We start from the raw sequence: 26,200 nt of genomic DNA, 5'->3' as shown, positions 1-26,200 counted from the left end.
AAAACACCCAAGATCCAACTGACAAGCACCCTGCGACACCCCGCCACGCCGCGACCTTGGTCGACACTGACTAACCCCTGTCATCGTGCGAGACTGTCTGTCCGGGCGGGAGTCCCGGGTGTCTTTTGTCTGGAGTTCCCATGTCGCTGTCCAGCGGGCTGATCGCCGCCGTCGCCCTGGCCTATATGGCCATCATGTTCGCCATCGCCTTCTACGGCGACCGTCGCAGCACACCGTTGCCGCCGCGAGTGCGCGCCTGGGTGTACAGCCTCTCGCTGGCCGTCTATTGCACCAGCTGGACCTTCTTTGGCGCCGTGGGCCAGGCCGCCGAACAGCTCTGGTCTTTCCTGCCGATCTACCTCGGGCCGATCCTGCTGCTGGTATGCGCACCGTGGGTCCTGCAAAAAATGGTGATGATCAGCAAGCAGGAGAACATCACCTCCATTGCCGACTTCATCGCCGCGCGTTATGGCAAATCCCAGTCGCTGGCGGTGGTGGTGGCGCTGATCTGTCTGGTCGGCGTGTTGCCCTATATCGCACTGCAACTCAAAGGCATCGTGCTCGGGGTGAACTTGCTGATCGGCGCCGGTGCCGACGCCATGGGCACGCGCGCCCAGGACACGGCGCTGATCGTGTCGCTGGTGCTGGCGCTGTTCACCATCGTCTTCGGTACCCGCAACCTCGACGCCACAGAGCACCACCGCGGCATGGTGCTGGCGATTGCGTTCGAATCGCTGGTCAAGCTGTTCGCTTTTCTCGCGGTCGGCGCGTTCGTGACCTACGGCCTGTACGACGGTTTCGACGACCTGTTCGACCAGGCCATGCTCGCCCCGCGCCTGGAAGAATACTGGAAGGAAACCATCAATTGGCCGTCGATGGTGGTGCAGACCGGCGTGGCAATGATGGCAATCATCTGCCTGCCCCGGCAGTTCCACGTGACCGTGGTGGAAAACATCGACCCTCAGGATCTGCGCCTGGCCAAATGGGTGTTTCCAGCCTATCTGGCGCTGGCGGCGCTGTTCGTCGTTCCCATCGCCCTCGCCGGTCAGATGCTGCTGCCGAGCTCGGTACTGCCGGACTCGTTTGTCATCAGCCTGCCGCTCGCTCAATCCCATCCTGCCCTGGCGATGCTGGCGTTTATCGGTGGCGCCTCGGCGGCGACCGGCATGGTGATTGTCGCCAGCGTGGCGTTGTCGACCATGGTCTCCAACGACATGCTGTTGCCATGGTTGCTGCGGCGCAACAACGCCGAGCGGCCGTTCGAAGTGTTCCGCCAGTGGATGCTCTCGGTGCGCCGAGTGAGCATTGTGGTGATTCTGCTGCTGGCCTACGTCAGTTATCGCCTGCTCGGCTCGACGGCGAGCCTGGCGACCATCGGCCAGATCGCCTTCGCCGCCGTGACCCAGCTGGCCCCGGCCATGCTCGGTGCGCTGTACTGGAAACAGGCCAATCGCCGGGGAGTATTCGCCGGTCTGGCTGCCGGGACATTTCTCTGGTTCTACACCCTGATTCTGCCGATCGCGGCCCACAGCCTCGGTTTGTCCTTGAGCAGCTTCCCGGGGCTGGCCTGGTTGCACAGCAACCCGCTGAAACTGCCGCTCACCCCGTTGACCCAAGGCGTTGTGTTGTCGCTGGCGGCCAACTTCACGCTGTTCGCCTGGGTCTCGGTGCTGTCGCGTACGAGGGTTTCGGAACATTGGCAGGCGGGTCGCTTCATCGGTCAGGAAATCAGCGCCCGCCCCAGCGCCCGTTCGATGCTGTCGGTGCAGATCGACGATTTGTTGCAGCTGGCCGCACGCTTCGTCGGCGAAGAACGCGCCCGTCAGAGTTTTATCCGCTTCGCCTACCGTCAGGGCAAAGGCTTCAACCCGAACCAGAACGCCGATGGTGAATGGATTGCCCACACTGAACGTTTGCTGGCCGGTGTGCTCGGTGCTTCTTCGACCCGAGCGGTGGTAAAAGCCGCCATCGAAGGTCGGGAAATGCAACTCGAGGACGTCGTCCGAATCGCCGACGAAGCCTCGGAAGTGCTGCAATTCAACCGCGCGCTGCTGCAAGGCGCGATCGAGAACATCACCCAAGGCATCAGTGTGGTCGACCAGTCACTGAAACTGGTGGCCTGGAACCGGCGCTATCTGGAGCTGTTCAACTACCCGGATGGGCTGATCAGGCTTGGCCGCCCGATTGCCGACATCATTCGCTACAACGCCGAACGCGGCCTGTGCGGCCCCGGCGAAGCCGAAGTACACGTCGCACGGCGCTTGCACTGGATGCGTCAGGGCCGCGCCCATACTTCTGAAAGACTTTTCCCCAATGGCCGTGTGATCGAGCTGATCGGCAACCCGATGCCGGGCGGCGGTTTCGTCATGAGTTTCACCGACATCACCGCGTTCCGCGAGGCTGAGCAAGCGCTGACCGAAGCCAACGAGGGCCTGGAGCGTCGGGTCACCGAGCGGACCCACGAACTGTCGCAACTCAACGTCGCCCTGACCGAAGCCAAGGGCACCGCAGAGTCGGCCAACCAGTCGAAAACCCGTTTCCTGGCGGCGGTCAGCCACGACTTGATGCAACCGTTGAACGCTGCGCGACTGTTCTCGGCTGCCCTTTCCCACCAAGACGACAGCCTCTCCGGTGAGGCGCAGAAACTGGTCCATCATCTGGACACTTCACTGCGCTCGGCCGAGGACCTGATCAGCGATCTGCTGGACATTTCCCGCCTGGAAAACGGCAAGATCACCCCCGATCCCAAACCGTTCGTGCTCAATGAGATGTTTGACGTCCTCGGTGCCGAGTTCAAGGCGCTGGCCCGCGATCAGGGGCTGAAATTCCGCGTCAGGGGCAGTACGTTGCGCGTCGACAGCGACATCAAATTGCTGCGACGAATCCTGCAGAACTTCCTGACCAATGCCTTCCGCTACGCCAAAGGCCCGGTGCTGCTAGGGGTTCGCCGACGCAAGGGCGAGCTGTGCCTGGAAGTCTGGGACCGTGGTCCGGGCATTCCTGTGGATAAACAGCAGGTCATTTTCGAAGAATTCAAACGCCTCGACAGCCACCAGACGCGCGCAGAGAAAGGCCTGGGGCTCGGCCTGGCAATCGCCGACGGGTTGTGTCGCGTGTTGGGTCATACCTTGCGCGTACGCTCCTGGCCGGGGCGTGGCAGCGTGTTCAGTGTCAGTGTGCCGTTGGCTCGAGCGCAAACCGCGATGCCGACCAAGGTCGCCGAACTCAATGGCAAATTGCTGAGCGGCTCGCAGGTGCTGTGCATCGACAACGAAGACAGCATCCTGATTGGCATGAACAGTTTGCTCACGCGCTGGGGTTGTCAGGTCTGGACGGCGCGCAACCGCGATGAATGCGCGGCACTGCTCAGCGATGGTATGCGACCGCAATTGGCGCTGGTGGATTACCATCTGGACGATGGCGAGACCGGGACCGAACTGATGGCATGGCTGCGAACCCGATTGGGTGAGCCAGTGCCAGGGGTGGTGATCAGCGCCGATGGGCGACCGGAGACGGTGGCCCAAGTGCATGCGGCGGGGCTGGATTATCTGGCCAAACCGGTGAAACCGGCGGCGTTGCGGGCGTTGCTGAGTCGGCATTTGCCGTTGTAACCCTGGCCGGCTCAGATCGTTCCCACGCGGAGCGTGGGAACGATCATTTACTCCGGCAACTCGGCCAACCCATCCACATCCGTCATCGCCCGCTCCAGCAAGTCTGCCGGCAGGCTCTTGCTCGCCCGCGCGCCAAGCAACTTGAGCTGCTCGCTACGACTAACCAGATTGCCGCGGCCCTCCGTCAGCTTGTTGCGCGCAGAGCTGTAGGCTTTATCCAGTTGTTGTAGGCGATTGCCGACTTCATCCAGATCCTGGATGAACAACACGAACTTGTCATACAGCCACCCGGCCCGCTCGGCGATTTCCCGGGCGTTCTGGCTCTGGCGCTCCTGCTTCCACAGGCTGTCGATGACGCGCAGGGTCGCCAGTAACGTGGTCGGGCTGACGATCACGATGTTGCGGTCGAAGGCCTCCTGAAACAGCGTCGGCTCAGCCTGCAATGCGGCAGAAAACGCTGCTTCGATCGGTACGAAGAGCAGGACGAAATCCAGGCTGTGCAAACCGTCGAGACGCTTGTAATCCTTGCCGGCGAGCCCTTTGACGTGAGTGCGCAGGGACAGCACGTGCTGCTTGATGGCGATCTGGCCGATGGCATCGTCTTCGGCCGCGACGTATTGCTGATAGGCCGTGAGGCTGACCTTGGAGTCGACCACCACCTGTTTGTCGCCCGGCAGATAAATGATCACGTCCGGCTGGAAACGCTCACCGTCCGGGCCCTTGAGGTTGACCTGGGTCTGGTACTCGCGCCCCTTCTCCAGGCCCGCGTGTTCAAGCACCCGTTCAAGAATCAGCTCACCCCAGTTGCCTTGGGTTTTCTGGCCTTTCAAGGCGCGGGTCAGGTTGGTGGCTTCGTCGCTCAGGCGCAGGTTCAGCTGTTGCAGCCGCTCCAGTTCCTTGGCCAGGGAAAAACGTTCGCGGGCTTCAGCCTGATAGCTTTCCTCGACGCGTTTTTCGAAGGACTGGATGCGTTCTTTCAACGGATCGAGCAACTGACCGAGGCGTTGTTGACTGGTTTCGGCAAAGCGCTGCTCGCGCTCGTCGAAGATCTTGCCGGCCAGCTCGGCGAACTGCGCTCGTAGCTCGTCTCGCGAGCCCTGCAGGTCGTTGAGGCGCTGCTGATGGCTTTCCTGCTGCTCACGCAGCTCGGCGTTGAGCGAAGCGGCCTGGGCGTCCAGACGACGCAACTCAGCCTCTTTGCCGGCGCGTTCCAGATTCCAGGCGTGAGCGGCGTCGCGTGCGTCGTCACGTTCGATCTGCAGCAATTCGACTTCACGGCGTACGGCGGCCAGGTCGGCTTGTTTGGCGGCGTTGGCCTGGCCCAGATCACCGATTTCATCGCGACAGGCTTCGAGTTGCGCGTTCAATCCATCCTGAGCCAGATGGGCCGTGGCCAGACGCTCTTCCAGCAGCGCAACCTCTGACTGCGTGGCGCTCGCTCGCCGCTGAAGTTGCCAGGCCAGTACCAGTAACGGCAGCGCAGCGCCCGCCAGACCGAGCAATGCGCTGGTCAAGTCCATAGCCATAGCCACTCCTGCCAATGAAATAAAGCTTGAAGGTTAACCAAGGCGTCAGGTCTTGGACAGCTCAGTCTTCGATCAGACCCAGTTCCTGCTGGGCGCGCCGATCCCCTGCCCGCGCGGCCGAACGCAAAAGGTCCTGGCCGATACGGCGATCCCGGGCATTCCCGCATTCACGGCACATCAGCTGACCGAGACGGCTTTGCGCGGCCACGACCCCTTCACGGGCTGGCTGCTTGAGCAAACGTCCGGCGAAGTGTTTGACGTTGGGGTTTTCGCCCAGACGCGGGCTGTCCAGCAGCCACTCGGCCACGCGCATCGAAAAGCGCTTGGGCGGGGTAATACTGGGAGGTGTGGAGGTTGCAGAGACTGATACTGAGCGAAACTTCATAAAGCACTGTGGGGCAGATCGGAAGGCGCGCCACTCTACTCTTTTTTTCTTACAGGTAAAGCCTAAAAAAACCCGGCACGCCCGTCCTAGAGCAAGCGCTCGGGACAATCCACAGAAGCTGTGGATAACTCAGTGGACAACCGCCCTTGAACTCTCGCAAAGCCGTATGGAATGGGGCTCGCAGTCAAACTGACGATTTTTTCACCAGTAAAAAAAAGCGATGTTTTTCATTGACTTAAATTTTGGTTACAGGCACCCACTGCGTTTGAAGGGAAGATGACAGCGGCGTGACACCCTCCGTGACTTATGTGCACAAGTACCTTCGAGGCAGTTATATCGATGCGCTTTTTCGGCGCATTTTTCGCCCGCACTTGGGGATAAACCTTGGCAAACCCATGATCCAGGCTGGTCCTGGCCCGATGAGCCGTGACTACCAATGGTCGGAATTTGTGCTATTACAGGGCAAGTCTGCGGGTCATGGCTTTTTCCGAGCGCCAATCTGGACGTCGAATGAGGGGCCCCCACAGAACTTTTTTGCTAACACACTTCCCTTCAGCAATTCAATCCGTTAGTATCCGCGGCGTTAGTACCAAGCTGAAAGTCAATTCTGGTCGAACAAATCCCCCCGGTCAGCCTTCCTCAAGGAAGCCTCCACCGACAAAGCGGGATCGACCACCTCGATGGTTTCCAGGTAAACCTTGCGTCAACACTGCCTTTGAATCGAAAGCAAAGGGTGTTGCGAAGCTCACTTACTCTGACCGAACCAACCTGCAAATTGATCAGGATCTTCACCCCGGGCCCAGAACCTTTGCCCTTGATGTGTTGCCTGCCCTCCTAAGTACCTACCTGCCAGCCCAAGCGCGCCAATTTATCAGCGCTTCAAACTGGCTGCTTTGTTCCAGTCGGGTTCTTCGTTCGACCAATGGTGGTCGTCGTCACTGGAACGTTTTAACTTTGCACGGTTCTTATCCGTGTCGCTTGTAGGAACACCCAATGACTATGTCTACTCAAATCCACACCCAGGATGCCATTCGCACCCTAACCAATGCTTTTGCACCAATGAACTGCCTGATCATGGCCGCTCGCAAAGGCTGCTTCAGCTTCACTCTGGTCAACGAACACGGCATCGCTCGTCACAGCGAACGCCTGTACCCCGATCAATACTCCAGCGCCGAGCCGCTGCAGGCCGTGATCGAGCGTACCCGTCAGGCACTGGTTGCCTGATACGCCAGAAAGACTGAAAACCTCAAAAGCCTCGCTCAAAAAGCGGGGCTTTTTATTGCCCGATATTTCACTTTTCGCTGCCACCGCCTAAGCACTAAGCGATATAACGGTTATAACTCGCAGCCGGAAATATTTTAAAAACAGGCCTTTACGGCGCGAATATGACACTACACTTCAACTCAAGCGGCTTCAGCCGCTTCCGGCGAGCCTGAGTCGATTCACCCGCTGCCAAGGCCCCTTCAGGTATCGCCGACCATTTCACGTTTCGAGGGCTTTATGGGTATCGCTGCCAGCGAACTGTGCCGTTATGTGATCCGCCCGACATTGATTTACCTCGGGTGCCATAGCGCAACTGCCGAATCCCTGCTGCTGGGCGTCGCCGCCAGCCAGTCAGCCCTTGGAACCGCCCTGCATGACCGCCGTGGACACGGCCTGTACCGAATCGCGGAACCCCGCCATCAAGCACTTTGGGACCACTACCTGGCACTTGACCCGGAACGCGCAAGCCTGGTTCGCGGACTGGCCAGCCAGCATGCTTTCCTGAGTGGTCCGCACCTCGAATTGACCGTCAACCTGCGTTACGCCACCGCCATCGCCTGGCTGCTGGTAGAAGAACAGAACACCCCCCTCCCCGAAGCAGACGACCTACTGGGAATGGCCCGCATCTGGCGCCAGACCTTCCAGCCTCAAGGACGCCTGAGAGACTTCACCTGCGCCTGGCAAACCTGTGTTTCGCCGCTGAATCTGGTCGCCTGCTGATCTGCCACTTCCACAAGATCGCACAACTGCTGCGATTTTGGTCGGATTGTCCTACAAAACCGCTCTAAATCAAGCCTCACAGCCTATAGCGCTGGGACGAAAATGTTGGTAATTTTCGCCCCGGTGATCATCAGGAGTTCTAATAATGAAAAAAGTAATGCTCAAAACCACCCTTAGCCTCGCCGTTACCTTGGCATCCACCCAGATCTTCGCAAGTGGCTTTGCCCTTAACGAACAAAGCATCAGCGGGATGGGGACAGGTTTTGCAGGGCGCTCTTCATCTGCCGATGATGCAAGTACAGTTTTTGGCAACCCTGCCGGTATGGCCCGCCTCAAAGGCCAGCAAATCACTGGCGGTCTCGCAGCGATCGACGCCTCGACCGATATCAGCGATACCAGCGGCCGTTCAAGCGGAACCAACAAAGGCGATATGGTTCCGCTCACTTCAGTACCGATGGGTTTCTATACAAATAAACTCAACGATGAATGGGCTGTTGGTTTTGGTGTCTACGCTCCGTTCGGGCTGATCACCGACTACGAAAACGGCTTTCAGGGCCGCGCTTTCGGCAGCAAGAGCGAAGTCAAAGTCGTCACTCTGCAGCCAACCATCAGCTACGCTTTCAACGATAAAGTTTCGATCGGTTTTGGCCCTACCATCAACCGGATTTCCGGCACCCTGGAATCGGACATTGCTCTCCCTATCCCCCGGACTGGTGACAACAATGTGGAGATCAAGGGCGACGATACGGCCTTGGGCTTTAACGCGGGCGTCCTGGTGCAAGCCACCGACACCACTCGCGTGGGCCTGACCTATCACTCGAAAGTGAACTACAAGCTCGACGGCCACACCGATGTGACTACCGGCGCTGGCGTGCCACCTCAGCTGCTCAAATCCAACCGTTACGATGCCTCGCTGAAGATTGAAACACCTGAGTCCTATGACCTTTCCGTGACTCAAGACATTAATGATTCCTGGAAGCTCTATGCCGGTGCTACCTGGACTCGCTGGAGCCGCCTGAAAGACATCACGGTCAACAACGAAGGCGTAACCGCATCTAGCGGTGGTGCCCTCGCCCCACAAATCGTTGGTACCATCAAGGAAGACCAGAACTGGCATGACACCTGGGCTTATGCCCTGGGTACTTCCTACCAGCTGAACAAGCAGTGGGTACTGCGTACCGGTCTCTCCCTTGACCAGTCGCCCACCAACAACACTGATCGTTCTCCACGCATTCCAACCGGCGACCGGACGATCTTCAGTGTCGGTGCGGGCTTCAACCCAACCGACGACTGGACCATTGATGTGGCTTACTCCTACCTCAAGGAAGAATCTGTCACTGTCAAGCGCGCTAACGCTTTGGGTCAGTCCTACAACGCCAAGTACGAAAACAGTGCGAACGGTTTCGGTGTTGGCGCGACCTACCGCTTCTGATGATTCCCGGCGAGCCTGAACCGCTCGCCGCCTGAATTGAAAAAGCCCCGCTCTCTTGTACAGAGGCGGGGCTTTTTAACGGGCGTCGATCAGGGTTGCGAGGCTAGGGCTTTCTCCACCGCCTCGATGAACTCGGGATCGTCAGGCTTGGTCAAGCTGGAAAAACTGGCGATCACCTTGCCCTTGCGATCGACCACGTATTTGTAGAAGTTCCACTTCGGCGCGGCGCTCTGCTTGGCGATGATCTTGAACAAGTGAGTCGCGTCATTACCGCGGACTTTCTGCGGCTCAGTCATGGTGAACGTCACGCCGTAGTTCACGTAGCAGACCTTGGCAGTCTCTTCGCCATCCTTGGACTCTTGCTTGAAGTCATTGGACGGAACGCCGATTACCTCCAGCCCCTGATCCTTGTAACGCTGATTCAGCGCTTCAAGGCTTTTGAACTGCGGGGCGAAACCACAGAAGCTCGCGGTATTGACCACCACCAGCGGTTTGCCAGCGAAGCGCTGGCACAGGTCGATGGATTCCTTGGCGCGCAACTTGGGCAACGAACCTTGCAAAAGCTCCGGGCATTCGGCGGCTTGAGCCAATCCACTAAACGCTACCAGTAACGCGGGAACTGCAAGCCAGCGCATCAGCATGTCGGTGCATCCTCGAGAAATCGTCAAAACCGAAGTTACTCGCCCTCACATCCTGCTAGCAAGCACCCATGCCCAGTTGCATCAACGCCAGCCCGCCCTGATGCCAGCCCCACCACGACAGGGCCAGCAGCAAGGCGCAGACAGCGACGACAGCGATCCGCGGCCAGAGACTGTTCATATCGCACTCATCTGTGTTTGCAGGCGCGCCACCGGCTGCTCACGCACCGGCCAGTTCAGGGCTGCGGCTAACAGGCTCAAGAGAATCGCCACTTGCCAGATCAAGTCATAGCTCCCGGTTCGGTCGTACACCACCCCGCCCAACCAGCCGCCGAGGAACGATCCGAGCTGGTGAAACAGGAAAACAATCCCACCGAGCATGGACAGATTTCGCACACCGAACAAGGTCGCGACGGTGCCGTTGGTCAAGGGCACGGTCGACAGCCACAGGAAGCCCATCGCCATGCCAAACAGGTACGCGGTGGTCGTCGTGACGGGCGCCCACAGGAACAGCCCGATCACCACCGCCCGCAGCAGATACAGGACGGTGAGCAAACGCGGCTTGGACATCCGCCCGCCGAGCCAGCCAGCCGTGTAAGTACCGAAAATATTGAACAGCCCGATCAGCGCCAGCACCGTCGTGCCGACGCTCGCCGGGAGGTGCTGATCCACCAGATAAGCCGGCAAGTGCACGCCGATGAATACCACCTGGAAGCCGCAAACAAAAAAGCCGAACGCCAGCAGCCAGAATCCCGAATGGGAACAGGCCTCGTGCAGGGCTTCGGACAGTGTTTGTTCATGACCGAACACCGGTAACGGCTTGTCCTTGAGCATGCTCACCAGCGGCACGATCAGCGCCACCAACAGGCCCAACACCAGCAATGCCGCTGACCAGCCCAGCCAGCCGATCAACCCCAGCGTGCCGGGCAACATGGCGAACTGACCGAAAGAGCCGGCAGCGCTGGCAATGCCCATGCCCATGCTGCGTTTCTCTGGCGGCACTGCGCGGCCCACCACGCCGAGGATCACCGAGAACGAGGTGCCCGACAGGCCAATGCCGATCAACAGGCCGGCACTCAGGGACAAGGTCACAGCGGAATCCGACAGGCCCATGCACACCAGACCCAACGCATACAGGACACCGCCGACCAGCACCACTTTCGCGGCGCCAAAGCGGTCGGCCAGCGCGCCGGTGAAGGGCTGCGCCAGGCCCCAGATCAGGTTCTGCAAGGCAATGGCGAAGGCAAACGTCTCACGCCCCCAGCCGAACTCGGCACTCATCGGCGCCAGAAACAGCCCGAAGCCGTGTCTGACGCCCAAGGACAACGCGAGAATCAGCGCACTCCCCAACAAAACCCAACCACACGTACGCCACATCGATGTCATTCTTATTCTCCGGTAGCGGGTATATACCCGCTTAAGATCGGAAAAACTGGCATCACGCCAGTTCGTCCAGCAGTCGCAGCAAGGTTTCGCGTTTCTCGGCACCCAGACGGTCAATCAATCGCTGTTGCGCCGCTTCCCAGGCGGGCAAGGCCGCTTTCAGGCGTTCAACACCGGCCTCGGTGAGCATGACGATGCGGTTACGCATGTCTTCGCCCTCGACCAGCATCAGCAGGCCTTCGCCTTCCAGCACCCGCAGATTGCGCCCCAAGGTGCTGCGATCCAGCCCCATGGCCTCGGCCAACGTGGAAATACTCGGTTTATCCAGACGCTGCAGATTACACAGCAGAGAATACTGGGCGACGTTGATCCCGAAGCCGTCGAGAGCGCCGTCGTAATGCCTGCTGACGCCACGGGCGGCGCGACGCAGGTTGATGCATAAACATTGGGAGTCGAGCATGGTGCGTGTATATACCCGCGGTTGTGTTAAATCAAGTTACATGATGTGGGAAGTTCAGCAGATAGCCAATCCCACCAGCACCGCGACCTCAAGGATTTCCAGCAACGCCCCCGCCGTATCGCCCGTCGTGCCGCCCAATCGGCGCAGCATCACTTGCCGCAGCCAGACAAACACCAGCGCCGCCAGCACAACTGCCAACACACCGCTGAGACCGGCAATCAAAACACACGCCAACGCACTCACCGCCAACACCTGTTTACCCGCCAAACGCGGCAGATGATCGGCCAGCGCTTGCCCCAAGCCACCGGCACGCACATAAGGCGTGGTCAGGAACAAGCCCAGCATCGCGCTGCGCCCGATCAACGGAACAATGATCAGCACTACGGCGTGTTGCTGCTCGATCAATGCCAGCAACGCGGCGAATTTGAGCAGCAACATCAGCACCAGCGTCACGACCGCAATCGGCCCGCTACGCGGGTCCTTCATGATCGTCAACGTGCGCTCGCGATCGCCGAACCCACCGAGCCACGCATCGGCGCTGTCGGCCAGGCCGTCCAGGTGCAACGCGCCGCTGAGCAATACCCAAACCGTCAGTAACAGCGCTGCGTGAAGCAACAACGGCGTGCCGAGTAACAGCCAGTTGAACGCCCATAAAATCCCGCCGAACAGCAGGCCGACCAGCGGATAAAACAGCAGCGACCGCCCCAACTCCTGTGGCGCCGGCATGCCCGGCAGACGAATCGGCAGGCTGCTCAAAAATTGCAGGGCGATCCAGAAAGGCAACATGGTCAGAGCGCTTCCTTTAACAACACACCGGATTCGACCGTCAGCGAAAACAACGCGCCATGCCCGACTTCGACGTTGAGCAACTGCTCACGAGGCAATCCCCGCGCCTGAGCCAGCAACAAACGCATGACCCCGCCGTGACTGATCAGCAACACCCGCTCGCCAGCGTACGCGGCTTGCAAGCGCTCAACGGCCGCCAACACCCGCGTCGAAAAATCCACCACCGGCTCACCCTGAGGCGGCGTAAACGAGTAAGGGTCGGCCCAGAACAATCCCAACGCCTCGGCATCGGTTTCCATCAGCGCTGCTGCACTCTGCCCTTCCCAGGCGCCAAAGTGCAGCTCCTGGAGGTCTTTATCCAACTGCACCGGCAAACCCAGTTGTGCGCCGAGTTCTTCGGCGAACCGCGCACACCGCTGCAACGGCGAACTGACCAAACGATCCCAAGGCCCCTGCTCGATTACCGCCGCGCGCATCTGCGCCCAGCCCTTGTCGGTCAGCGCATCGTCGAGGCTGCCGCGCAAGCCGCCACCGAGTTCGGTTTCGCCGTGGCGCAACAGGTCCAGGCGCAAGGTCATGCCGGACGATCCGCCACGGCGGCCTCGGCGAAAGTCGCCATCTGCCCGTGAAGGTCGCACGCCAGACGCAGCAGCGGCACGGCCAATGCGGCGCCACTGCCCTCGCCCAGACGCAGGCCGAGGTCCAGCAGCGGTTCGGCGTTCAGGGTTTCCAGTACATGACGATGACCCGGCTCGGCGCCGCGATGACCGAACAACAGCCACTGACGGCATTCAGGGTTCAAGCGCACCGCCACCAACGCCGCGACACTGCAAATGAAACCGTCCACCAGCACCGCGACGCCTTCCTGGGCACACGCCAGATACGCGCCTACCAGTGCCGCGATTTCAAAACCTCCGAGGTTGAACAGGGTTTGCAGCGCATCGCCACGTTGAGCACTGTGCAATGCCAAAGCGCGCTCGATAACCTGAGCTTTATGGCTGACACCCGCCGCATTCAAACCCGTGCCCGGCCCCGCCAGTTGCACCACCGGGCAATCGAGCAAGGCACAGGCCAACGCACTGGCCGCAGTGGTATTACCGATGCCCATCTCGCCACCGATAAACAACTGCGCACCCGCCGCGATGGCGCGCTGCACGCTGTCGCGACCGGCCTGCAAAGCGAGTTCGCCTTGAGCCGGCGTCATCGCCGAACCTTCGACGAAATTCGCCGTGCCCGGGCCGATGTTCATGTGACGCACACCCGGTAAATTCAACGACGGCGTCACCGTGCCGAGGTCGACGACTTCCAGGGATGCCCCGAGTTGCCGCGCCAGCACGCTGATCGCCGCCCCACCGCTGACGAAGTTATGCAGCATCTGCCCGGTGACTTCCTGGGGAAATGCCGACACCCCTTCAGCGACCACGCCATGGTCACCGGCAAAAATCGCGATCCACAGCTGATCCAGACTCGGCTTGACCTGGCCCTGCAGCCCGGCCAATTGCACGGCCACCGACTCAAGTCGACCGAGGGAGCCGGCCGGTTTGGTCAGTTGCTGTTGACGGGCCTGCGCCTGCTCGACCGCTTGAGCATCGATCGGCTTGCAGGGGTTCAGCCACCAGGATTGAGTCATAACGCAGTTCCTTTCAAAGTCAGGGGCAGGCCGGCGACGGTCAGGACGACTCGCTGACAGCGCTCGGCCAAGGCTTGATGCAGCCAACCGGCTTCATCGACATAGCGGCGAGTCAATTCGCCCAGCGGCACGACACCCATTCCGGTCTCGTTGCTGACAAAAATGATTTCACCCGGCAACGACGCCAGGCAGTCCAGCAATGCATCACGCTCGGCTGACAGGCGCTCGGTGTCGTCGAGCATCAGCAGATTGGTCATCCACAACGTCAGGCAATCCACCAGCAGGCAACGTTCGGCACTGGCGGTTTCGCGCAGGATGCGGGCGAGTTCCACCGGCTCTTCGATCAACGCCCATTCGGCCGGACGACGGGCGCGGTGATGGGCCACCCGCTCGTTCATTTCACCGTCGAGGGGTTGGCTGGTGGCGATGTACGTCACCGCCAGACCGCTGTCGGAGGCGAGTTTTTCAGCCAGGCGACTTTTGCCGGAGCGGGCGCCGCCGAGGATCAGTTGCAGCATGGTTACATCCTTTCGAATTGGCGGTGTGGCGACGGGCCTCATCGCGAGCAAGCTCGCTCCCACATTGGAATGCGATCACCTGTGGGAGCGAGCTTGCTCGCGAAGAGGCCGGAACAGTCACCTCAAATCCCGCAGAGTTCACGCAACAGTCGGGTATCCAGATGCTTCTCCACCAGATCCGCCAGCCGCTCGATATCGCGCTCACGCAACGCGTGATAATCCACGTCCTGCACCGCCTGCAAACCTGCCCAGCGCAACAGCGCACTGCACGCCGCGGGCGATTCAAACAGGCCATGCAGATAGGTGCCGAAAATCTGCCCGTCCACGCTTTGCGCACCGTCGCAGCGACCGTCGTCCAGCTGCACTGCGGCGTTTTCCAGCGCCGGACCGGTGGTCACGCCGGCATGAATTTCATAGCCGCTGACCGGCGCGTCTTCGAGCGCCAGACGCCCGCGCACATTGCGCAATTGCTTCTCTTCTTCGAGCTGGGTTTCGAACGCCAACAAGCCCAAACCGGCGCTGGAACCCGGCGCGCCTTCGAGGCCCAGCGGGTCGTGGACCTGGTTGCCGAGCATTTGCAGACCGCCGCAAATGCCCAGCACTTTGCCGCCATAACGCAGATGACGACTGATCGCGGTGTCCCAGCCACTGGCCCGCAGGTACGCGAGGTCGCTGCGCACGCTTTTCGAGCCGGGGAGAATAATCAGGTCCGCCGGTGGAATCGCCTGACCGGGGCCGATGAATTGCAGATCCACCTGCGGATGCAGGCGCAGCGGATCGAAATCGGTGTGGTTGCTGATTCGCGGCAGTACAGGCACCACTACTTTCAGGACCTGGTCGGCCTTGTCAGTCTGACGCTGATCGATGCCGTCCTCGGCTTCCAGGTGCAGGTCCATCACGTAAGGCAGAACGCCGATCACCGGTTTGCCGGTGCGCGCTTCCAGCCAGTCGAGCCCCGGTTGCAGCAAAGCGATATCGCCGCGAAACCGGTTGATGATGAAGCCTTTGACTCTCGCCTGTTCGCTGGGCGACAGCAGTTCAAGCGTGCCCACCAGATGCGCGAAAACCCCGCCGCGATTGATGTCGGCGATCAACACGACCGGACAATCCACCGCCTCGGCAAAGCCCATGTTGGCAATGTCGCCGGCACGCAGATTGATCTCGGCCGGCGATCCCGCGCCTTCGACCATGACCACGGGATACGCCGCGCTCAGCCGTTCATGAGAGGCCAGCACTGCTTGCATGGCGATAGCTTTGTAGTCGTGATACGCGACCGCGTTCATCGTCGTGACCGCGCGACCATGGATGATCACTTGAGCGCCGGTGTCGCTGTTGGGTTTGAGCAGCACCGGGTTCATGTCGGTGTGCGGCTCAAGGTTGGCGGCCTGAGCCTGCACCGCTTGCGCACGACCGATCTCGCCACCGTCGGCGGTCACGGCACTGTTAAGCGCCATGTTCTGTGGTTTGAACGGCACGACGCTGACGCCCTGACGCGTGACCCAGCGGCACAACGCCGTCACCAGCGTACTTTTACCGGCGTCGGAAGTGGTGCCCTGCACCATCAACGTAGTCATTGGGTTTCCTTGGCGTAGGCTGCGAACGCTTGCGCGAGACGTGTCCACTCGGTTTCATCGGCGGGCAAGCCGAAACGCACGCTGCTGTTGTGGGTGAACAACCGCAGCAGAATGCCGCGCCGGGCCATGAACTCATGCAGGTCTTCGGCACGGTCGGTGATCAGCCATTGAAACAAGGCGCAGCCACCCTGGGGTTTGAAACCGTGGTGTTCAAGCAGCAGCGCCAGACGCTCGCTGGCTTCATCAGCGCGAACCCGTTGCCGGACATGCCCTTCGGTATCCAGCAGACAGGCCTGCCCCAGCACCCGCGTCGGCCCGCTGACCGCCCACGGCCCCACTTGCTCGGCCAGCAACTTGAGCAACTTGCGCTCAGCCAGGACGAAACCCAGACGCACACCGGCCAGGCCGAAAAACTTGCCGAAGGAACGCAGCACGATCAACCCGACCTGATTGGCAAAAGGTGCCAGGCTCAGCTGCGGTGTGTTGTCCATGAACGCCTCGTCCACCACCAGCCAGCCACCGCGCTGGGCCAGCCGCGAGTGCCAGTCGAGCAGCCGACTCGGTGTCAGGCTCAGGCCGGTTGGGTTGTTCGGGTTGACCACCACCAGCACGTCGAGGCTGTCGAGAAAGAAGTCGACTTCCTGCTCCAGCACTTCACGCACGATGTAGCCGTTACGGCGCCACGCTTCGGCGTGTTCGGCGTAACACGGCGAGAGCACCCCGACCTTGCCGGCCCGGCGCAAACGCGGCAGCAACTGGATCGCCATTTGCGAGCCGGCTACCGGCAGCACCTGTGCGGCGCCGTAATATTCACAGGCCGCCTGCTCCAGACCGTCATCGGTTTCCGGCAACCGCGCCCAGGCCCGCAACGGAATCTCCGGGATCGGAAACGGCCAGGGCGCGAGGCCGCTGGACAGGTCGAGCCAATCGGCTTCGGCGATGCCGTAATCGAGCGCCGCCTTGCGTAACCGACCACCGTGCTCAAGCATAGAATTCAGCCCCCACGCAGAGGATCAGCAACCATAACCATACCCCGCGCTGGACCAATTGCCAGCCGCGGTCGATGGAGTCGGCGTCCGCCGGCACGCCTTCGCCCAGTGGCGGACGCTGATGCAGTTCACCGTGATAAATCGCCGCCCCGCCCAACTCGACACCGAGCGCTCCGGCACCGGCCGCCATCACTGGTCCGGCATTCGGACTGTCCCAGGTCGGGCCCTGGGTACGCCAGCATTTCAGAGCCAGTCGGGTTTTGCCCAGCAGTGCGTAGGTCAGCGCCACCAAGCGTGCAGGAATATAGTTGAGGACGTCGTCGATCTTTGCCGCTGCCCAGCCGAAACGTTCGAAACGTTCGTTGCGGTAACCCCACATCGCATCCAGCGTGTTGCTCAAACGGTAGAGCACCACGCCAGGCGCGCCGGCCACAGCAAACCAGAACAGCGCAGCGAACACCGCGTCGCTGCCGTTCTCCAGCACCGATTCTGTAGCGGCGCGGGCGACTTCGGTTTTGTCCAGTTCGCTGGTCTGGCGGCTGACCAGATAACTGACACGTTTGCGCGCCTCGTCCAGATCATCACTGCGCAGCGCCTTGGCTACCGGCTCGACGTGTTCTCCAAGGCTGCGCATGCCGAGGGCACAATAAAGCACCAGAATCTCGACGATCCAGCCGACATAGGGCGCCCAGGAAAACGCCGTGGCCAGCAGGGTCAGCGGCAACACCGCGATCACCCAGGCAGTCACGCCATGGCTGCGCCAGCCGCGGCCGCCGCCATTGAAACGTTGCTCGATGCGCTCGGCTAAACGGCCGAACGCCACCAGCGGATGCCAGCGTTTGGGTTCACCCAGCAGCGCATCCAGCGCAACCGCGGCGACACTCAACAACGCCACACTCATTGACTCACTCCCCAATAATTTTCATACAGCAACTCACTGAGCGGACGCACCTGCGCCCAGCCTTCGAGTACCAGCATCGGCGCCGGATAGAATTCCTTGACCGGGCCGAGACAAAGAACGGCCAACGGCTTGGCTCCGGCCGGCAAACCCAACAGGTCCGCCAGCGCTTGCGGCTCGAACAGCGAGACCCAGCCCATGCCCAATCCTTCAGCGCGGGAGGCCAGCCAGAGGTTCTGGATCGCGCAGGACAATGACGCCATGTCCATTTCCGGCAAAGTGCGGCGGCCGAAGATATGACGCTCTCGATCGTCCATCAGCGCGGCGACCAGCACCTCGGCGCAGTCGTTGATGCCTTCGACTTTCAGCTTCATGAATTCGTCGGTGCGCTCGCCGAGGGCTTCGGCGGTGCGGATGCGTTCTTCTTCAACCAACAACTGGATCTTGCCGCGCAGGGCTCGATCGCTGATGCGGATGAACCGCCAAGGCTGCATCAGGCCGACACTCGGTGCCTGATGCGCGGCTTCGAGCAGGCGCTGCAGCAACTCGGGCTCGACCGTGCCGCCACTGAAATGACGCATGTCGCGGCGTTCGCCGATGGCTCGGTAGACCGCCGCGCGCTCAGCGTCGGAAAATGCGTTGTCAGTCATGGCCTCTTCGCGAGCAGGCTCGCTCCCACATTGGAAGGTGTGCTGCCTGAAGAAACGCAGCCCCCTGTGGGAGTGAGCCTGCTCGCGATGGCGGCCTCAAGGTCAGGCGCAAATAATGCGGCTACAGCGGCGGGATTGGACGGGAAATAAAAGTGCACATAAGAGGCGGTCATCCGCCCCTCACGATAAACCGCCTCCGCCCCTCGCCCACCGTTCGGGCTCAATCCACGAGCAATCGGCTCAAGCTCGGTACTGGTCAGCGAATGGTGATAGGTGTGCCCGCGCAACGAACCTTCTGGCAACTCGACCGCCTGCAACGCCAACGCAGCCAGACGCTTTTGCATCACCGCATCACCGGCCAGCAAGCCGACCAGTTCAGCGCGAGTGCCCTCGACATCGGTCAACGAATCGAGCAGATACAGCATGCCGCCGCACTCGGCCAACAACGGTTTCCCCGCCGCATGGTGAGCGCGGATTGCGTCCAGCATCGTGGTGTTCTGTGACAGCGCCACATGGTGCAATTCGGGATAACCGCCCGGCAGATAGAGGCTGTCTGCCTCCGGCAATTGCGTGTCACGGATCGGCGAGAAAAACAGCAACTCGGCGCCCATGGCCCGCAGCAAATCCAGGCTCGCGCCGTAGGTGAAGGCAAACGCTTCGTCACGGGCCACAGCGATACGCACGCCGGCCAGCAACGGTTCTGCAGCGATCACATCAGGCGCGGCGAATTCCACCGCCGGTGGCAGCGCGACTTCGCAGCTGCTGGCCAGCGCATCGGCCGCCGCATCGAGGCGCAGGTCGAGATCGTTCAACTCACTGGCCTGAACCAGACCGAGATGCCGACTCGGCAATTCGATCCCGGTTTCCCGGGACAAGGCACCGTACCAGCGCAAACCTTCAGTGAGGCTGCCTTCCAGTAATTGCGCGTGACGCAGGGTGCCGACGCGGTTGGCCAGCACACCGGCAAACGGCAAGTCCGGCTGATAACGCGCTAGCCCCAGGGCCAGTGCGCCAAAGGTCTGCGCCATGGCGGTACCGTCGATCACGCCGAGCACCGGCACACCGAAGTGTCGCGCCAGATCAGCACTGGATGGCGTACCGTCGAACAACCCCATGACGCCTTCGATGAGGATCAGATCGGCTTCGCCGGCGGCTTCCCACAACAGTCGACGACTTTCCTGCTCGCCGACCATCCACATGTCCAGTTGATACACCGGCGCACCGCTGGCGCGCTCGAGAATCATCGGATCGAGGAAGTCCGGGCCGCATTTGAACACGCGTACCTTGCGCCCCTGATTGCGATGCAAACGGGCCAGCGCAGCGGTGACGGTGGTCTTGCCCTGACCGGAGGCCGGCGCGGCAATCAATACCGCCGGGCAATGACGTGGTTGACTCACAATTCGACGCCTTTTTGCGCTTTGATCCCGGCCTGGAACGCGTGCTTGATCACGCCCATTTCGGTGACGGTGTCAGCCAGTTCAATCATCTCCGGCTTGGCGCCGCGACCGGTGACCACCACGTGCTGCATCGGCGGACGGGCCTGCAAGTCGCTGAGCACTTGATCGAGATCCAGATAACCGTGCTTGAGCGCAATGTTCAATTCATCCAGCACCACCAGGCCGATCGACGGATCACGCAGCAATTCTCGGGACACCGCCCATGCGGCTTCAGCGGCGGCGATGTCACGCTGGCGATCCTGGGTTTCCCAGGTGAAGCCCTCGCCCATCACATGAAAACGCACCTGTTCCGGGAAGCGCCGGAAGAACAGTTCTTCGCCGGTGCTGCTGCGCCCTTTAATGAACTGCACCACGCCACACTGCATGCCGTGGCCCATGGACCGGGCGAGCATGCCGAAAGCCGAGCTGCTTTTGCCTTTGCCGTTGCCGGTCAGCACCAGCAGCAGGCCACATTCATTCGGGGAATTGGCGATGCGTTCGTCGATCACGGCTTTTTTGCGCAGCATGCGCGCCAGATGACGTTCGTCACGATCGGGGGTATCAGTCATGGGGGAGCTCTCCGTTGAGGCTGGATAACGGCGGGCAGGCACAAGAATAGACGGCAAGAAGCCTGGCATCGCCCACCGTGATGCCGCTGGATGGATCAGGCCGGTCTCCGGGCTCATGAGCGGCATTTTGCCTGACTGCGCGCCTTCCCATGTCGACAGTCGACACAGTGGCTCAAGGCGCAGTCTTCACTCATTTACCGTTGCGGGGGCAGCGCCGGGATCATGGCTCTTCGTCGCTTGAAGAGAGTCACTCACCGGCTTCCCTGTTTCACTCTGTCGACCAAGGTCACAGAGCACCTGAAACAAGCCGCGAAGGTTAGAGGGTTGGGGATGGAGCGTCAATTGAAGACGGGCGACCTGCGAGCGATTAACTGCCGTCGATCAATTATCTGACGCCAATCTTGTGCCACACTCTCAGCAGTGATATCAAAGAGCCACAACCTCACAACACAATAACAAGGGTGAGCCACATGCAAGGCATGATCATCAGCAATCCGAAGCTGGAATTCCTGCGCCCGGTGCTGGAACGCTGGTTTGACTGTATCGACCGCTACAACGCCGTGCGCGGCGATAACGACACGCCTTACTGGTTCGACGAAAAAGCCAACCTGAGCCTGCTGTCCGCCGCGGCCTGGATGGCGGAAATGGTCACGCTGCAACAAACACCGACCCGTAAACAGACCGAAGAAGGCGAACGCAATGGCCGCGCCGATCTGTTTATCGCGACCAGCGAAGAACGCGCTTACCTTCAGGCGACCCAGCGCTGGCCCCGCGTCAACAGCCTGAACCTGACGCAATCATTGCAGGACATCACCAGCGACGCCAAGCGCATCAGCTACGCCAGCGACCTGAAACTCGGCTGCCTGTTCGTCGCCCCGCAAAAAGCCCAACAAAGCGCCACCCCGGAAGAACTCCAGGACATGCTCGACGACCTGCAAAAGGAACACACCTGCGCGGTGGCCTGGTATTTCCCCTATGCCTATCGCAAGTTGCGCAACGAAGCCGGCAACTATCACCCCGGCATTGCCGTGCTGTTCAAGGAAGCCCGCGGCTGACCGGTTGAACCATCGCGCACCCGCGCTTCTCTATTGATTAGGTCAATGCATTCATAGGGAAGATCAGCATGCGCAAGCCCCCGCTCGCTCTCGTCATCGTGCTCGCCGGAGGGCTTGCGGCCTGTGGTGAAACCGCCAGGCTGCAAGTCACCGACGGCTACGGCCCGTCACCCAAGCTGCCAGAACCGAATAAAACCCTGATCCCGACGGTGAACATCGCCCCGGCGATCGGCTGGCCGGACGGCACGAAACCCATCGCCGCGACAGGGACTCAGGTGGCGGCTTTTGCTGAAGGTCTCGATCACCCGCGCTGGCTCTATGTGTTGCCCAACGGCGACGTGCTGGTCGCCGAAACCAACGCACCACCCAAACCCGATGACGGCAAAGGCATTCGTGGTTGGGTGATGGGCAAAGTCATGGGCCGTGCCGGCGCCAAAGTACCGAGCCCGAACCGCATCACGCTGCTGCGGGACAAGGACCACGACGGCATCGCCGAAACCCGCACGGTGTTTCTGGAAAACCTCAACTCGCCCTTCGGTATGACCTTGGTCGGCAATGACCTGTACGTCGCCGACACGGACCGCCTGCTGCGCTTTCACTATGAAAACGGCGAGACGGCGATCAAGTCGCAGCCGATGAAGGTGATCGACCTGCCGGGCGGTACGCTGAATCACCACTGGACCAAAAACGTCATCGCCAGCAAGGACGGTAGCAAGCTATACGTCACCGTGGGCTCCAACAGCAACGTTGCGGAAAACGGCATGGACAAGGAAGAAGGTCGCGCGGCGATCTGGGAAGTGGATCGTGCCACCGGAAATCATCGAATCTTCGCCTCGGGGATTCGTAATCCAAACGGCCTGGCCTGGGAACCCCGGAGCGGCGCACTGTGGACGGCGGTTAACGAACGCGATGAAATCGGCAGCGACCTGGTGCCGGATTACATCACGTCAGTGAAGGACGGCGGGTTCTACGGCTGGCCTTACAGTTATTACGGTCAGCACGTCGACATCCGCGTCGAGCCGCAAAACCCCGACCTGGTGGCCAAAGCCATTGCGCCGGATTACGCGGTCGGCCCGCATACCGCCTCGTTGGGCCTGACGTTTGCTGAAGGCAACAGACTGCCGGCGCAATTCAAGGAAGGCGCATTCATCGGCCAGCACGGCTCATGGAACCGTAAACCGCACAGTGGCTACAAAGTGATTTTTGTACCGTTCAGCGCAGGAAAACCGACCGGGCAGCCGATTGATGTGCTCACCGGTTTCCTCAACAACGAGGAAAAAGCCATGGGCCGGCCGGTGGGTGTGGTGATTGATCGGCAGGGTGATTTGTTGGTGGCGGATGACGTGGGCAACAAGGTGTGGCGCGTGTCGGCGGTTAAATAAATTTCGAACAACACATAACCCATGTGGGAGCGAGCCTGCTCGCGATGAGGCCGGCACATTCGACATTGAATTTGCCTGACCCACCGCTATTCGCGAGCAGGTCGAATCGTCGCACCGTCGCTCCCACAAGGACCGCGTTTAGCGCTTACGACAGAGCGTGAGCCCATCACCTAAAGGCAACAACGACAGATCCACACGCGAGTCATCCTTCAAGGCACGATTGAGCGTCTGGATGGCTCGGGTGTCTTCGCTCTCGGGATTGTTCTCAAGCACCCGTCCGCTCCACAGCGTGTTATCAAACACCGCCAGACCGCCAACGCGCAACAAACGCAATGCGTGCTCCAGATAGCGTGGGTAGTTGGCTTTGTCGGCATCGATGAAGATCAGGTCGAATGGCGCTTGCTGATCCAGCTGAGCCAGGGTTTCCAGCGCGGGCGCCAGACGCAGATCAATCCGCTCGGCAAGCCCCGCTTCCTGCCAGTAACGCCGCGCAGTGGCGTTGTAGTCGCCAGGTATGTCACAGCAGATCAGCGAACCGTCATCCGGCAATGCAGCCGCCATGCACAAGGCGCTGTAACCGGTAAAGGTGCCCACTTCCAGCAGACGCTTGGCGCCGGTGAGTTTCACCAATAGCGCGAGGAACTGACCTTGCTCGGGTGCCACCTGCCAGCGAGCCATGGGCAGCGCTTGGGTTTCGTCACGCAAACGCTTGAGCAACGGCGTTTCGCGCAGGGAAACGTCGAGCAGGTATTGATACAGGGAATCGTCGAGATTAAGTGTGCGGGCGGTCATGACAACCTCGCGAACTATGGGTTATGCGCCAAGTGCTCAGGCTGCAACACGCGCTTGGCGCTCAGATAGGCTTTCTGCCAGTAAGCTTTGGACAAGCTGTCGAGCTTCACCGTGCCGCCGGTGGCGGGCGCATGGACGAAGCGACCTTCGCCGACGTAGATCCCGGCGTGGCTGACCTGAGAACCGCCATTGGTGGCGAAGAAGATCAAGTCACCGGTTTGCAGCCCTTCCTTGCCCACGCTAGCCGCTTGCATGCTGATCAACTCGCGGGTGGTACGCGGCAGGGAAATGCCGGCGACGTCACGGTAGACGTAACCGATCAGCCCGCTGCAATCGAAACCCGAATCCGGCGTGTTGCCGCCCCAACGATACGGCGTACCTACCAGGCCGAGCGCGCGGAACAAGACGTCTTCTGCCTCAGGGGAGAATGATTGGGAGGAACCGAAAACGATGGGAGCGCGAACCACCGGCGCAGGTGGCGGTGTACGGCTGGCGCAGGCGCTGAGCAGCGCTGCGAAGAACATGATTGCGAGGCGGGCCGACGTCGACATATGCAGAGCATCCTGATCTGGCTGCGGCTTTTTCTGCAGGGGGCGCAGAAAAGAAAACCGCCTGCGCAGGACGCAGGCGGTTTGCCATCAATAATAGATCAGGATTCTAGCTGCTACGTGGCAAACTTCAAGTAAGACTTTAAGTTCACCTTACAAAAAGTCCGCTTACTTGCGAGCCGTGACGATCGCCGGGGACGCAGTCGGCGCCATCGCCAGTGCGCGCTTGGCTTCGATGAAGGTTTTGCTCCAGTAGCTGTCGCCCAGGTTATCGATCCGGACACCACCGCTTTTGCGGCTACTGGAATGGATGAACTGGTTGTCACCCAGGTAGATCCCGGCGTGACTGACGCGGCCGCGACGGCCATTGGTGGCGAAAAACAGCAAGTCGCCCGGCTCCAGTTTGCTGCGAGAAACCAGCGGAGCGTCGACGTTGATCATTTCGCGAGTGGAGCGTGGCAGGTTCAGGCCGGCTTCTTCACGAAACAGGTAACCGATGAAGCCGCTGCAATCAAAGCCAGCTTCGGAGGTGCCGCCGAAACGGTAACGGGTACCGATCAGGGACATGCCGCGTTCGAGGATGCTGTCAGCCAGAACCGGAAGCTGGTACGACTTGCCGCCGGCGAAGTCTGCCAGTTCTTTTTCGGTGGCCGCCTCTTCCTGGAAAAGAGCTTGCTGATAAGCGGAAGATTGGGCGGTAGCAGAATTTTTAACCTGCTGTTGTTGCTCTTGCTGGGACACTGGAGAGTGAGCAGCGCAACCGAACAACAGGGTGACGAGTGCGAGGGGCACGAGGGGTGCAAAGCGATTTAGCATGGGCACGACCGTGGCTGATAGTTCTAAAGAAGCCGAGACTATGCCTACTATCAACCTCATTTGCAAATTCAATCGATCTTTATGTGACTTCTCGGTTTCTCGTTTACATCTAAGCGCTTAAGCCCGTTTTAGACGTTCGCGCGGCCTACGACCCTGTAGGAAAGCGGATTTCTTGGCGCCTGAAATTTGCCGAAACCCCTACAGGCCTTGGCTTTACCAGCCCAGGGTTTCTTTCAAGAAGGGAATCGTCAGCTTGCGCTGAGCTTGGAGGGAGGCCTGATCGAGGCGCTCAAGCAGCTCGAAAAGCGCACTCATGCTGCGCGTACCGCGGGTCAAAATAAAATGCCCGACTTCATCGGTCAGGTGCAGACCGCGACGAGAGGCGCGCAGTTGCAAGGCACGCAATTTGTCTTCGTCGGAGAGCGGACGCATCTGAAAGATCAGCGCCAACGTCAGACGGGATTTGAGGTCCGCCAGCTTCACCGGCAGTTCACGCGGGGATGTCGACGCGGCGATCAACAGGCGTCGACCGCTGTCACGCAGACGGTTGAACAGATGGAACAGCGCCTCTTCCCAATCCGCCCGACCGGCCACCGCCTGCAAATCATCCAGGCAGACCAGTTCGTACTGTTCAAGGTTGTCGAGGATGGCGATGCCGCGATCAAGCAGTTCGGCCAACGGCAAATACACCGCCGGCTCCCCCAACTGTTCAAAGCGCAGGCAGGCCGCTTGCAACAAGTGCGTACGCCCTACCCCGTCCTTGCCCCAGAGATAAATCAGGCTTTCGGTCCAGCCGGCGTCGGCTTCGCATAGCCGCTCGACATAGCCGAGTGCAGCGGCATTGGCGCCTGGATAGTAATTGATAAAGGTAGCGTCATCACGCAGACGCACACCTAGGGGCAGCTGAATCGGTTTCATGCTGACTGAACAGTTCCAAAGGAACCGTTAGTGGCCTCTGTGTAAAGTTTGCGAAGTTTATACCCGTGAGGCGGGTCGCACAATGCGACAGACCACAAGCAAAATCAAAGGTTTGCGTTAACACACTGGTTTTATGCCAGTTTCTTTGGCGGCGCATGTGACAGCCGCGCGAGGGATTCGGGTCAACCTGGCAATGAACCAGGCTGCCCGCGATGCTTGAT

The 26,200-nt window shown here is 60.5% G+C and carries 26 protein-coding genes and 1 riboswitch; of the genes, 6 read left to right on the top strand and 20 right to left on the bottom strand.

The features are described 5' to 3' along the window. Nucleotides 1–140: 140 nt before the first annotated feature. Nucleotides 141–3,611, top strand: a complete 3,471-nt coding sequence (locus ACYZTZ_RS05745; protein WP_461997490.1) for a hybrid sensor histidine kinase/response regulator — start codon at nt 141–143, stop codon at nt 3,609–3,611. 47 nt (nt 3,612–3,658) lie between these two features. Here the strand turns inward: ACYZTZ_RS05745 and ACYZTZ_RS05740 are convergent, their stop codons facing one another. Together ACYZTZ_RS05740 and ACYZTZ_RS05735 are read right to left on the bottom strand one after the other, a co-directional pair. Next, a complete protein-coding gene (locus ACYZTZ_RS05740; protein ID WP_165353327.1) occupies nt 3,659–5,023 on the bottom strand; it encodes a DNA recombination protein RmuC in 1,365 nt (454 codons plus the stop codon). A gap of 175 nt (nt 5,024–5,198) precedes the next feature. Then, a complete protein-coding gene (locus ACYZTZ_RS05735) occupies nt 5,199–5,522 on the bottom strand; it encodes an SEL1-like repeat protein (protein WP_082555869.1) in 324 nt (107 codons plus the stop codon). A 999-nt stretch (nt 5,523–6,521) separates the two neighbouring features. Between ACYZTZ_RS05735 and ACYZTZ_RS05730 the strand changes: the two genes are divergently transcribed. The 3 genes from ACYZTZ_RS05730 to ACYZTZ_RS05720 all read left to right on the top strand — a co-directional run bounded on the left by ACYZTZ_RS05730 (nt 6,522) and on the right by ACYZTZ_RS05720 (nt 8,937). Continuing rightward, nucleotides 6,522–6,746, top strand: coding sequence for a hypothetical protein (locus ACYZTZ_RS05730; protein ID WP_007898912.1), 225 nt, complete (start codon nt 6,522–6,524; stop codon nt 6,744–6,746). A 276-nt stretch (nt 6,747–7,022) separates the two neighbouring features. After that, nucleotides 7,023–7,505: a hypothetical protein gene (locus ACYZTZ_RS05725; protein ID WP_046048004.1), complete on the top strand. Its 483-nt coding sequence runs from the start codon at nt 7,023–7,025 to the stop codon at nt 7,503–7,505. Nucleotides 7,506–7,650: 145 nt separating this feature from the next. Beyond that, nucleotides 7,651–8,937 (top strand): OmpP1/FadL family transporter, encoded by a 1,287-nt coding sequence (locus ACYZTZ_RS05720; RefSeq protein ID WP_461997489.1) that lies wholly within the window; start codon nt 7,651–7,653, stop codon nt 8,935–8,937. 89 nt (nt 8,938–9,026) lie between these two features. On the opposite strand, the gene ACYZTZ_RS05715 is transcribed toward ACYZTZ_RS05720, so the two are convergent. The 14 genes from ACYZTZ_RS05715 to cobO form a co-directional block, all read right to left on the bottom strand. Next, nucleotides 9,027–9,578 carry a glutathione peroxidase gene (locus ACYZTZ_RS05715; protein WP_461997488.1) on the bottom strand — a complete coding sequence of 184 codons (552 nt, stop codon included), beginning with the start codon at nt 9,576–9,578 and terminating at the stop codon, nt 9,027–9,029. Nucleotides 9,579–9,633: 55 nt separating this feature from the next. Beyond that, the gene (locus tag ACYZTZ_RS05710; RefSeq protein ID WP_008148682.1) at nt 9,634–9,756 is read right to left on the bottom strand and encodes a hypothetical protein; all 123 of its coding nucleotides are present in this window, start codon (nt 9,754–9,756) and stop codon (nt 9,634–9,636) included. Beyond that, the gene (locus ACYZTZ_RS05705) at nt 9,753–10,961 is read right to left on the bottom strand and encodes an MFS transporter (protein WP_056744045.1); all 1,209 of its coding nucleotides are present in this window, start codon (nt 10,959–10,961) and stop codon (nt 9,753–9,755) included. Before ACYZTZ_RS05705 ends, ACYZTZ_RS05710 begins: the two co-directional genes overlap by 4 nt. Nucleotides 10,962–11,013: 52 nt before the next feature. After that, complete coding sequence (locus tag ACYZTZ_RS05700; RefSeq protein WP_033055842.1) at nt 11,014–11,418, bottom strand: MarR family winged helix-turn-helix transcriptional regulator; 405 nt, start codon at nt 11,416–11,418, stop codon at nt 11,014–11,016. 54 nt (nt 11,419–11,472) lie between these two features. Next, nucleotides 11,473–12,204 (bottom strand): adenosylcobinamide-GDP ribazoletransferase, encoded by a 732-nt coding sequence (locus tag ACYZTZ_RS05695; protein ID WP_461997487.1) that lies wholly within the window; start codon nt 12,202–12,204, stop codon nt 11,473–11,475. Nucleotides 12,205–12,206: 2 nt separating this feature from the next. Beyond that, a complete protein-coding gene (cobC, locus tag ACYZTZ_RS05690) occupies nt 12,207–12,782 on the bottom strand; it encodes an alpha-ribazole phosphatase family protein (protein ID WP_461997486.1) in 576 nt (191 codons plus the stop codon). Then, nucleotides 12,779–13,834: a nicotinate-nucleotide--dimethylbenzimidazole phosphoribosyltransferase gene (gene cobT, locus ACYZTZ_RS05685; RefSeq protein ID WP_056744039.1), complete on the bottom strand. Its 1,056-nt coding sequence runs from the start codon at nt 13,832–13,834 to the stop codon at nt 12,779–12,781. The genes cobC and cobT overlap by 4 nt, the downstream gene beginning before the upstream one ends. After that, complete coding sequence (gene cobU / locus ACYZTZ_RS05680; RefSeq protein ID WP_461997485.1) at nt 13,831–14,352, bottom strand: bifunctional adenosylcobinamide kinase/adenosylcobinamide-phosphate guanylyltransferase; 522 nt, start codon at nt 14,350–14,352, stop codon at nt 13,831–13,833. The genes cobT and cobU overlap by 4 nt, the downstream gene beginning before the upstream one ends. 122 nt (nt 14,353–14,474) lie before the next feature. Beyond that, nucleotides 14,475–15,926, bottom strand: a complete 1,452-nt coding sequence (locus ACYZTZ_RS05675) for a cobyric acid synthase (RefSeq protein WP_461997484.1) — start codon at nt 15,924–15,926, stop codon at nt 14,475–14,477. Next, nucleotides 15,923–16,915: a threonine-phosphate decarboxylase CobD gene (cobD, locus tag ACYZTZ_RS05670; protein WP_461997483.1), complete on the bottom strand. Its 993-nt coding sequence runs from the start codon at nt 16,913–16,915 to the stop codon at nt 15,923–15,925. The genes ACYZTZ_RS05675 and cobD overlap by 4 nt, the downstream gene beginning before the upstream one ends. Next, complete coding sequence (gene cbiB / locus ACYZTZ_RS05665; RefSeq protein WP_461997482.1) at nt 16,908–17,816, bottom strand: adenosylcobinamide-phosphate synthase CbiB; 909 nt, start codon at nt 17,814–17,816, stop codon at nt 16,908–16,910. The genes cobD and cbiB overlap by 8 nt, the downstream gene beginning before the upstream one ends. Next, nucleotides 17,813–18,463 (bottom strand): 5,6-dimethylbenzimidazole synthase, encoded by a 651-nt coding sequence (bluB, locus tag ACYZTZ_RS05660; protein WP_461997481.1) that lies wholly within the window; start codon nt 18,461–18,463, stop codon nt 17,813–17,815. Before bluB ends, cbiB begins: the two co-directional genes overlap by 4 nt. Then, nucleotides 18,460–19,860 (bottom strand): cobyrinate a,c-diamide synthase, encoded by a 1,401-nt coding sequence (locus ACYZTZ_RS05655; RefSeq protein WP_461997480.1) that lies wholly within the window; start codon nt 19,858–19,860, stop codon nt 18,460–18,462. Before ACYZTZ_RS05655 ends, bluB begins: the two co-directional genes overlap by 4 nt. Further along, nucleotides 19,857–20,468, bottom strand: coding sequence for a cob(I)yrinic acid a,c-diamide adenosyltransferase (gene cobO / locus ACYZTZ_RS05650; protein WP_046048017.1), 612 nt, complete (start codon nt 20,466–20,468; stop codon nt 19,857–19,859). The genes ACYZTZ_RS05655 and cobO overlap by 4 nt, the downstream gene beginning before the upstream one ends. An 81-nt stretch (nt 20,469–20,549) precedes the next feature. Then, nucleotides 20,550–20,784: riboswitch (cobalamin riboswitch) on the bottom strand. Between the two features lie 154 nt (nt 20,785–20,938). Between cobO and ACYZTZ_RS05645 the strand changes: the two genes are divergently transcribed. Together ACYZTZ_RS05645 and ACYZTZ_RS05640 are read left to right on the top strand one after the other, a co-directional pair. Further along, nucleotides 20,939–21,523, top strand: a complete 585-nt coding sequence (locus tag ACYZTZ_RS05645) for a hypothetical protein (protein WP_461997479.1) — start codon at nt 20,939–20,941, stop codon at nt 21,521–21,523. Between the two features lie 68 nt (nt 21,524–21,591). Further along, entirely contained in the window at nt 21,592–22,905 is a 1,314-nt protein-coding gene (locus ACYZTZ_RS05640; RefSeq protein ID WP_461997478.1) for a PQQ-dependent sugar dehydrogenase, read from the top strand. A 138-nt stretch (nt 22,906–23,043) separates the two neighbouring features. Here the strand turns inward: ACYZTZ_RS05640 and ACYZTZ_RS05635 are convergent, their stop codons facing one another. From ACYZTZ_RS05635 to hda, 4 genes are all read right to left on the bottom strand, one after another. Continuing rightward, nucleotides 23,044–23,697 (bottom strand): O-methyltransferase, encoded by a 654-nt coding sequence (locus ACYZTZ_RS05635; RefSeq protein ID WP_461997477.1) that lies wholly within the window; start codon nt 23,695–23,697, stop codon nt 23,044–23,046. Nucleotides 23,698–23,711: 14 nt separating this feature from the next. After that, nucleotides 23,712–24,248 (bottom strand): C40 family peptidase, encoded by a 537-nt coding sequence (locus tag ACYZTZ_RS05630; protein ID WP_461997476.1) that lies wholly within the window; start codon nt 24,246–24,248, stop codon nt 23,712–23,714. A gap of 165 nt (nt 24,249–24,413) precedes the next feature. Continuing rightward, nucleotides 24,414–25,061 (bottom strand): C40 family peptidase, encoded by a 648-nt coding sequence (locus ACYZTZ_RS05625; RefSeq protein ID WP_056744023.1) that lies wholly within the window; start codon nt 25,059–25,061, stop codon nt 24,414–24,416. A 213-nt stretch (nt 25,062–25,274) separates the two neighbouring features. Continuing rightward, nucleotides 25,275–25,979 carry a DnaA regulatory inactivator Hda gene (gene hda / locus ACYZTZ_RS05620; RefSeq protein WP_008148645.1) on the bottom strand — a complete coding sequence of 235 codons (705 nt, stop codon included), beginning with the start codon at nt 25,977–25,979 and terminating at the stop codon, nt 25,275–25,277. Nucleotides 25,980–26,200: the final 221 nt, after the last annotated feature.

The sequence above is a fragment of the Pseudomonas sp. LB3P58 genome (assembly GCF_054897895.1).
The sequence above is the reverse complement of the archived record's forward strand: the minus strand, read 5'-3'. Positions and strand labels throughout refer to the sequence as shown.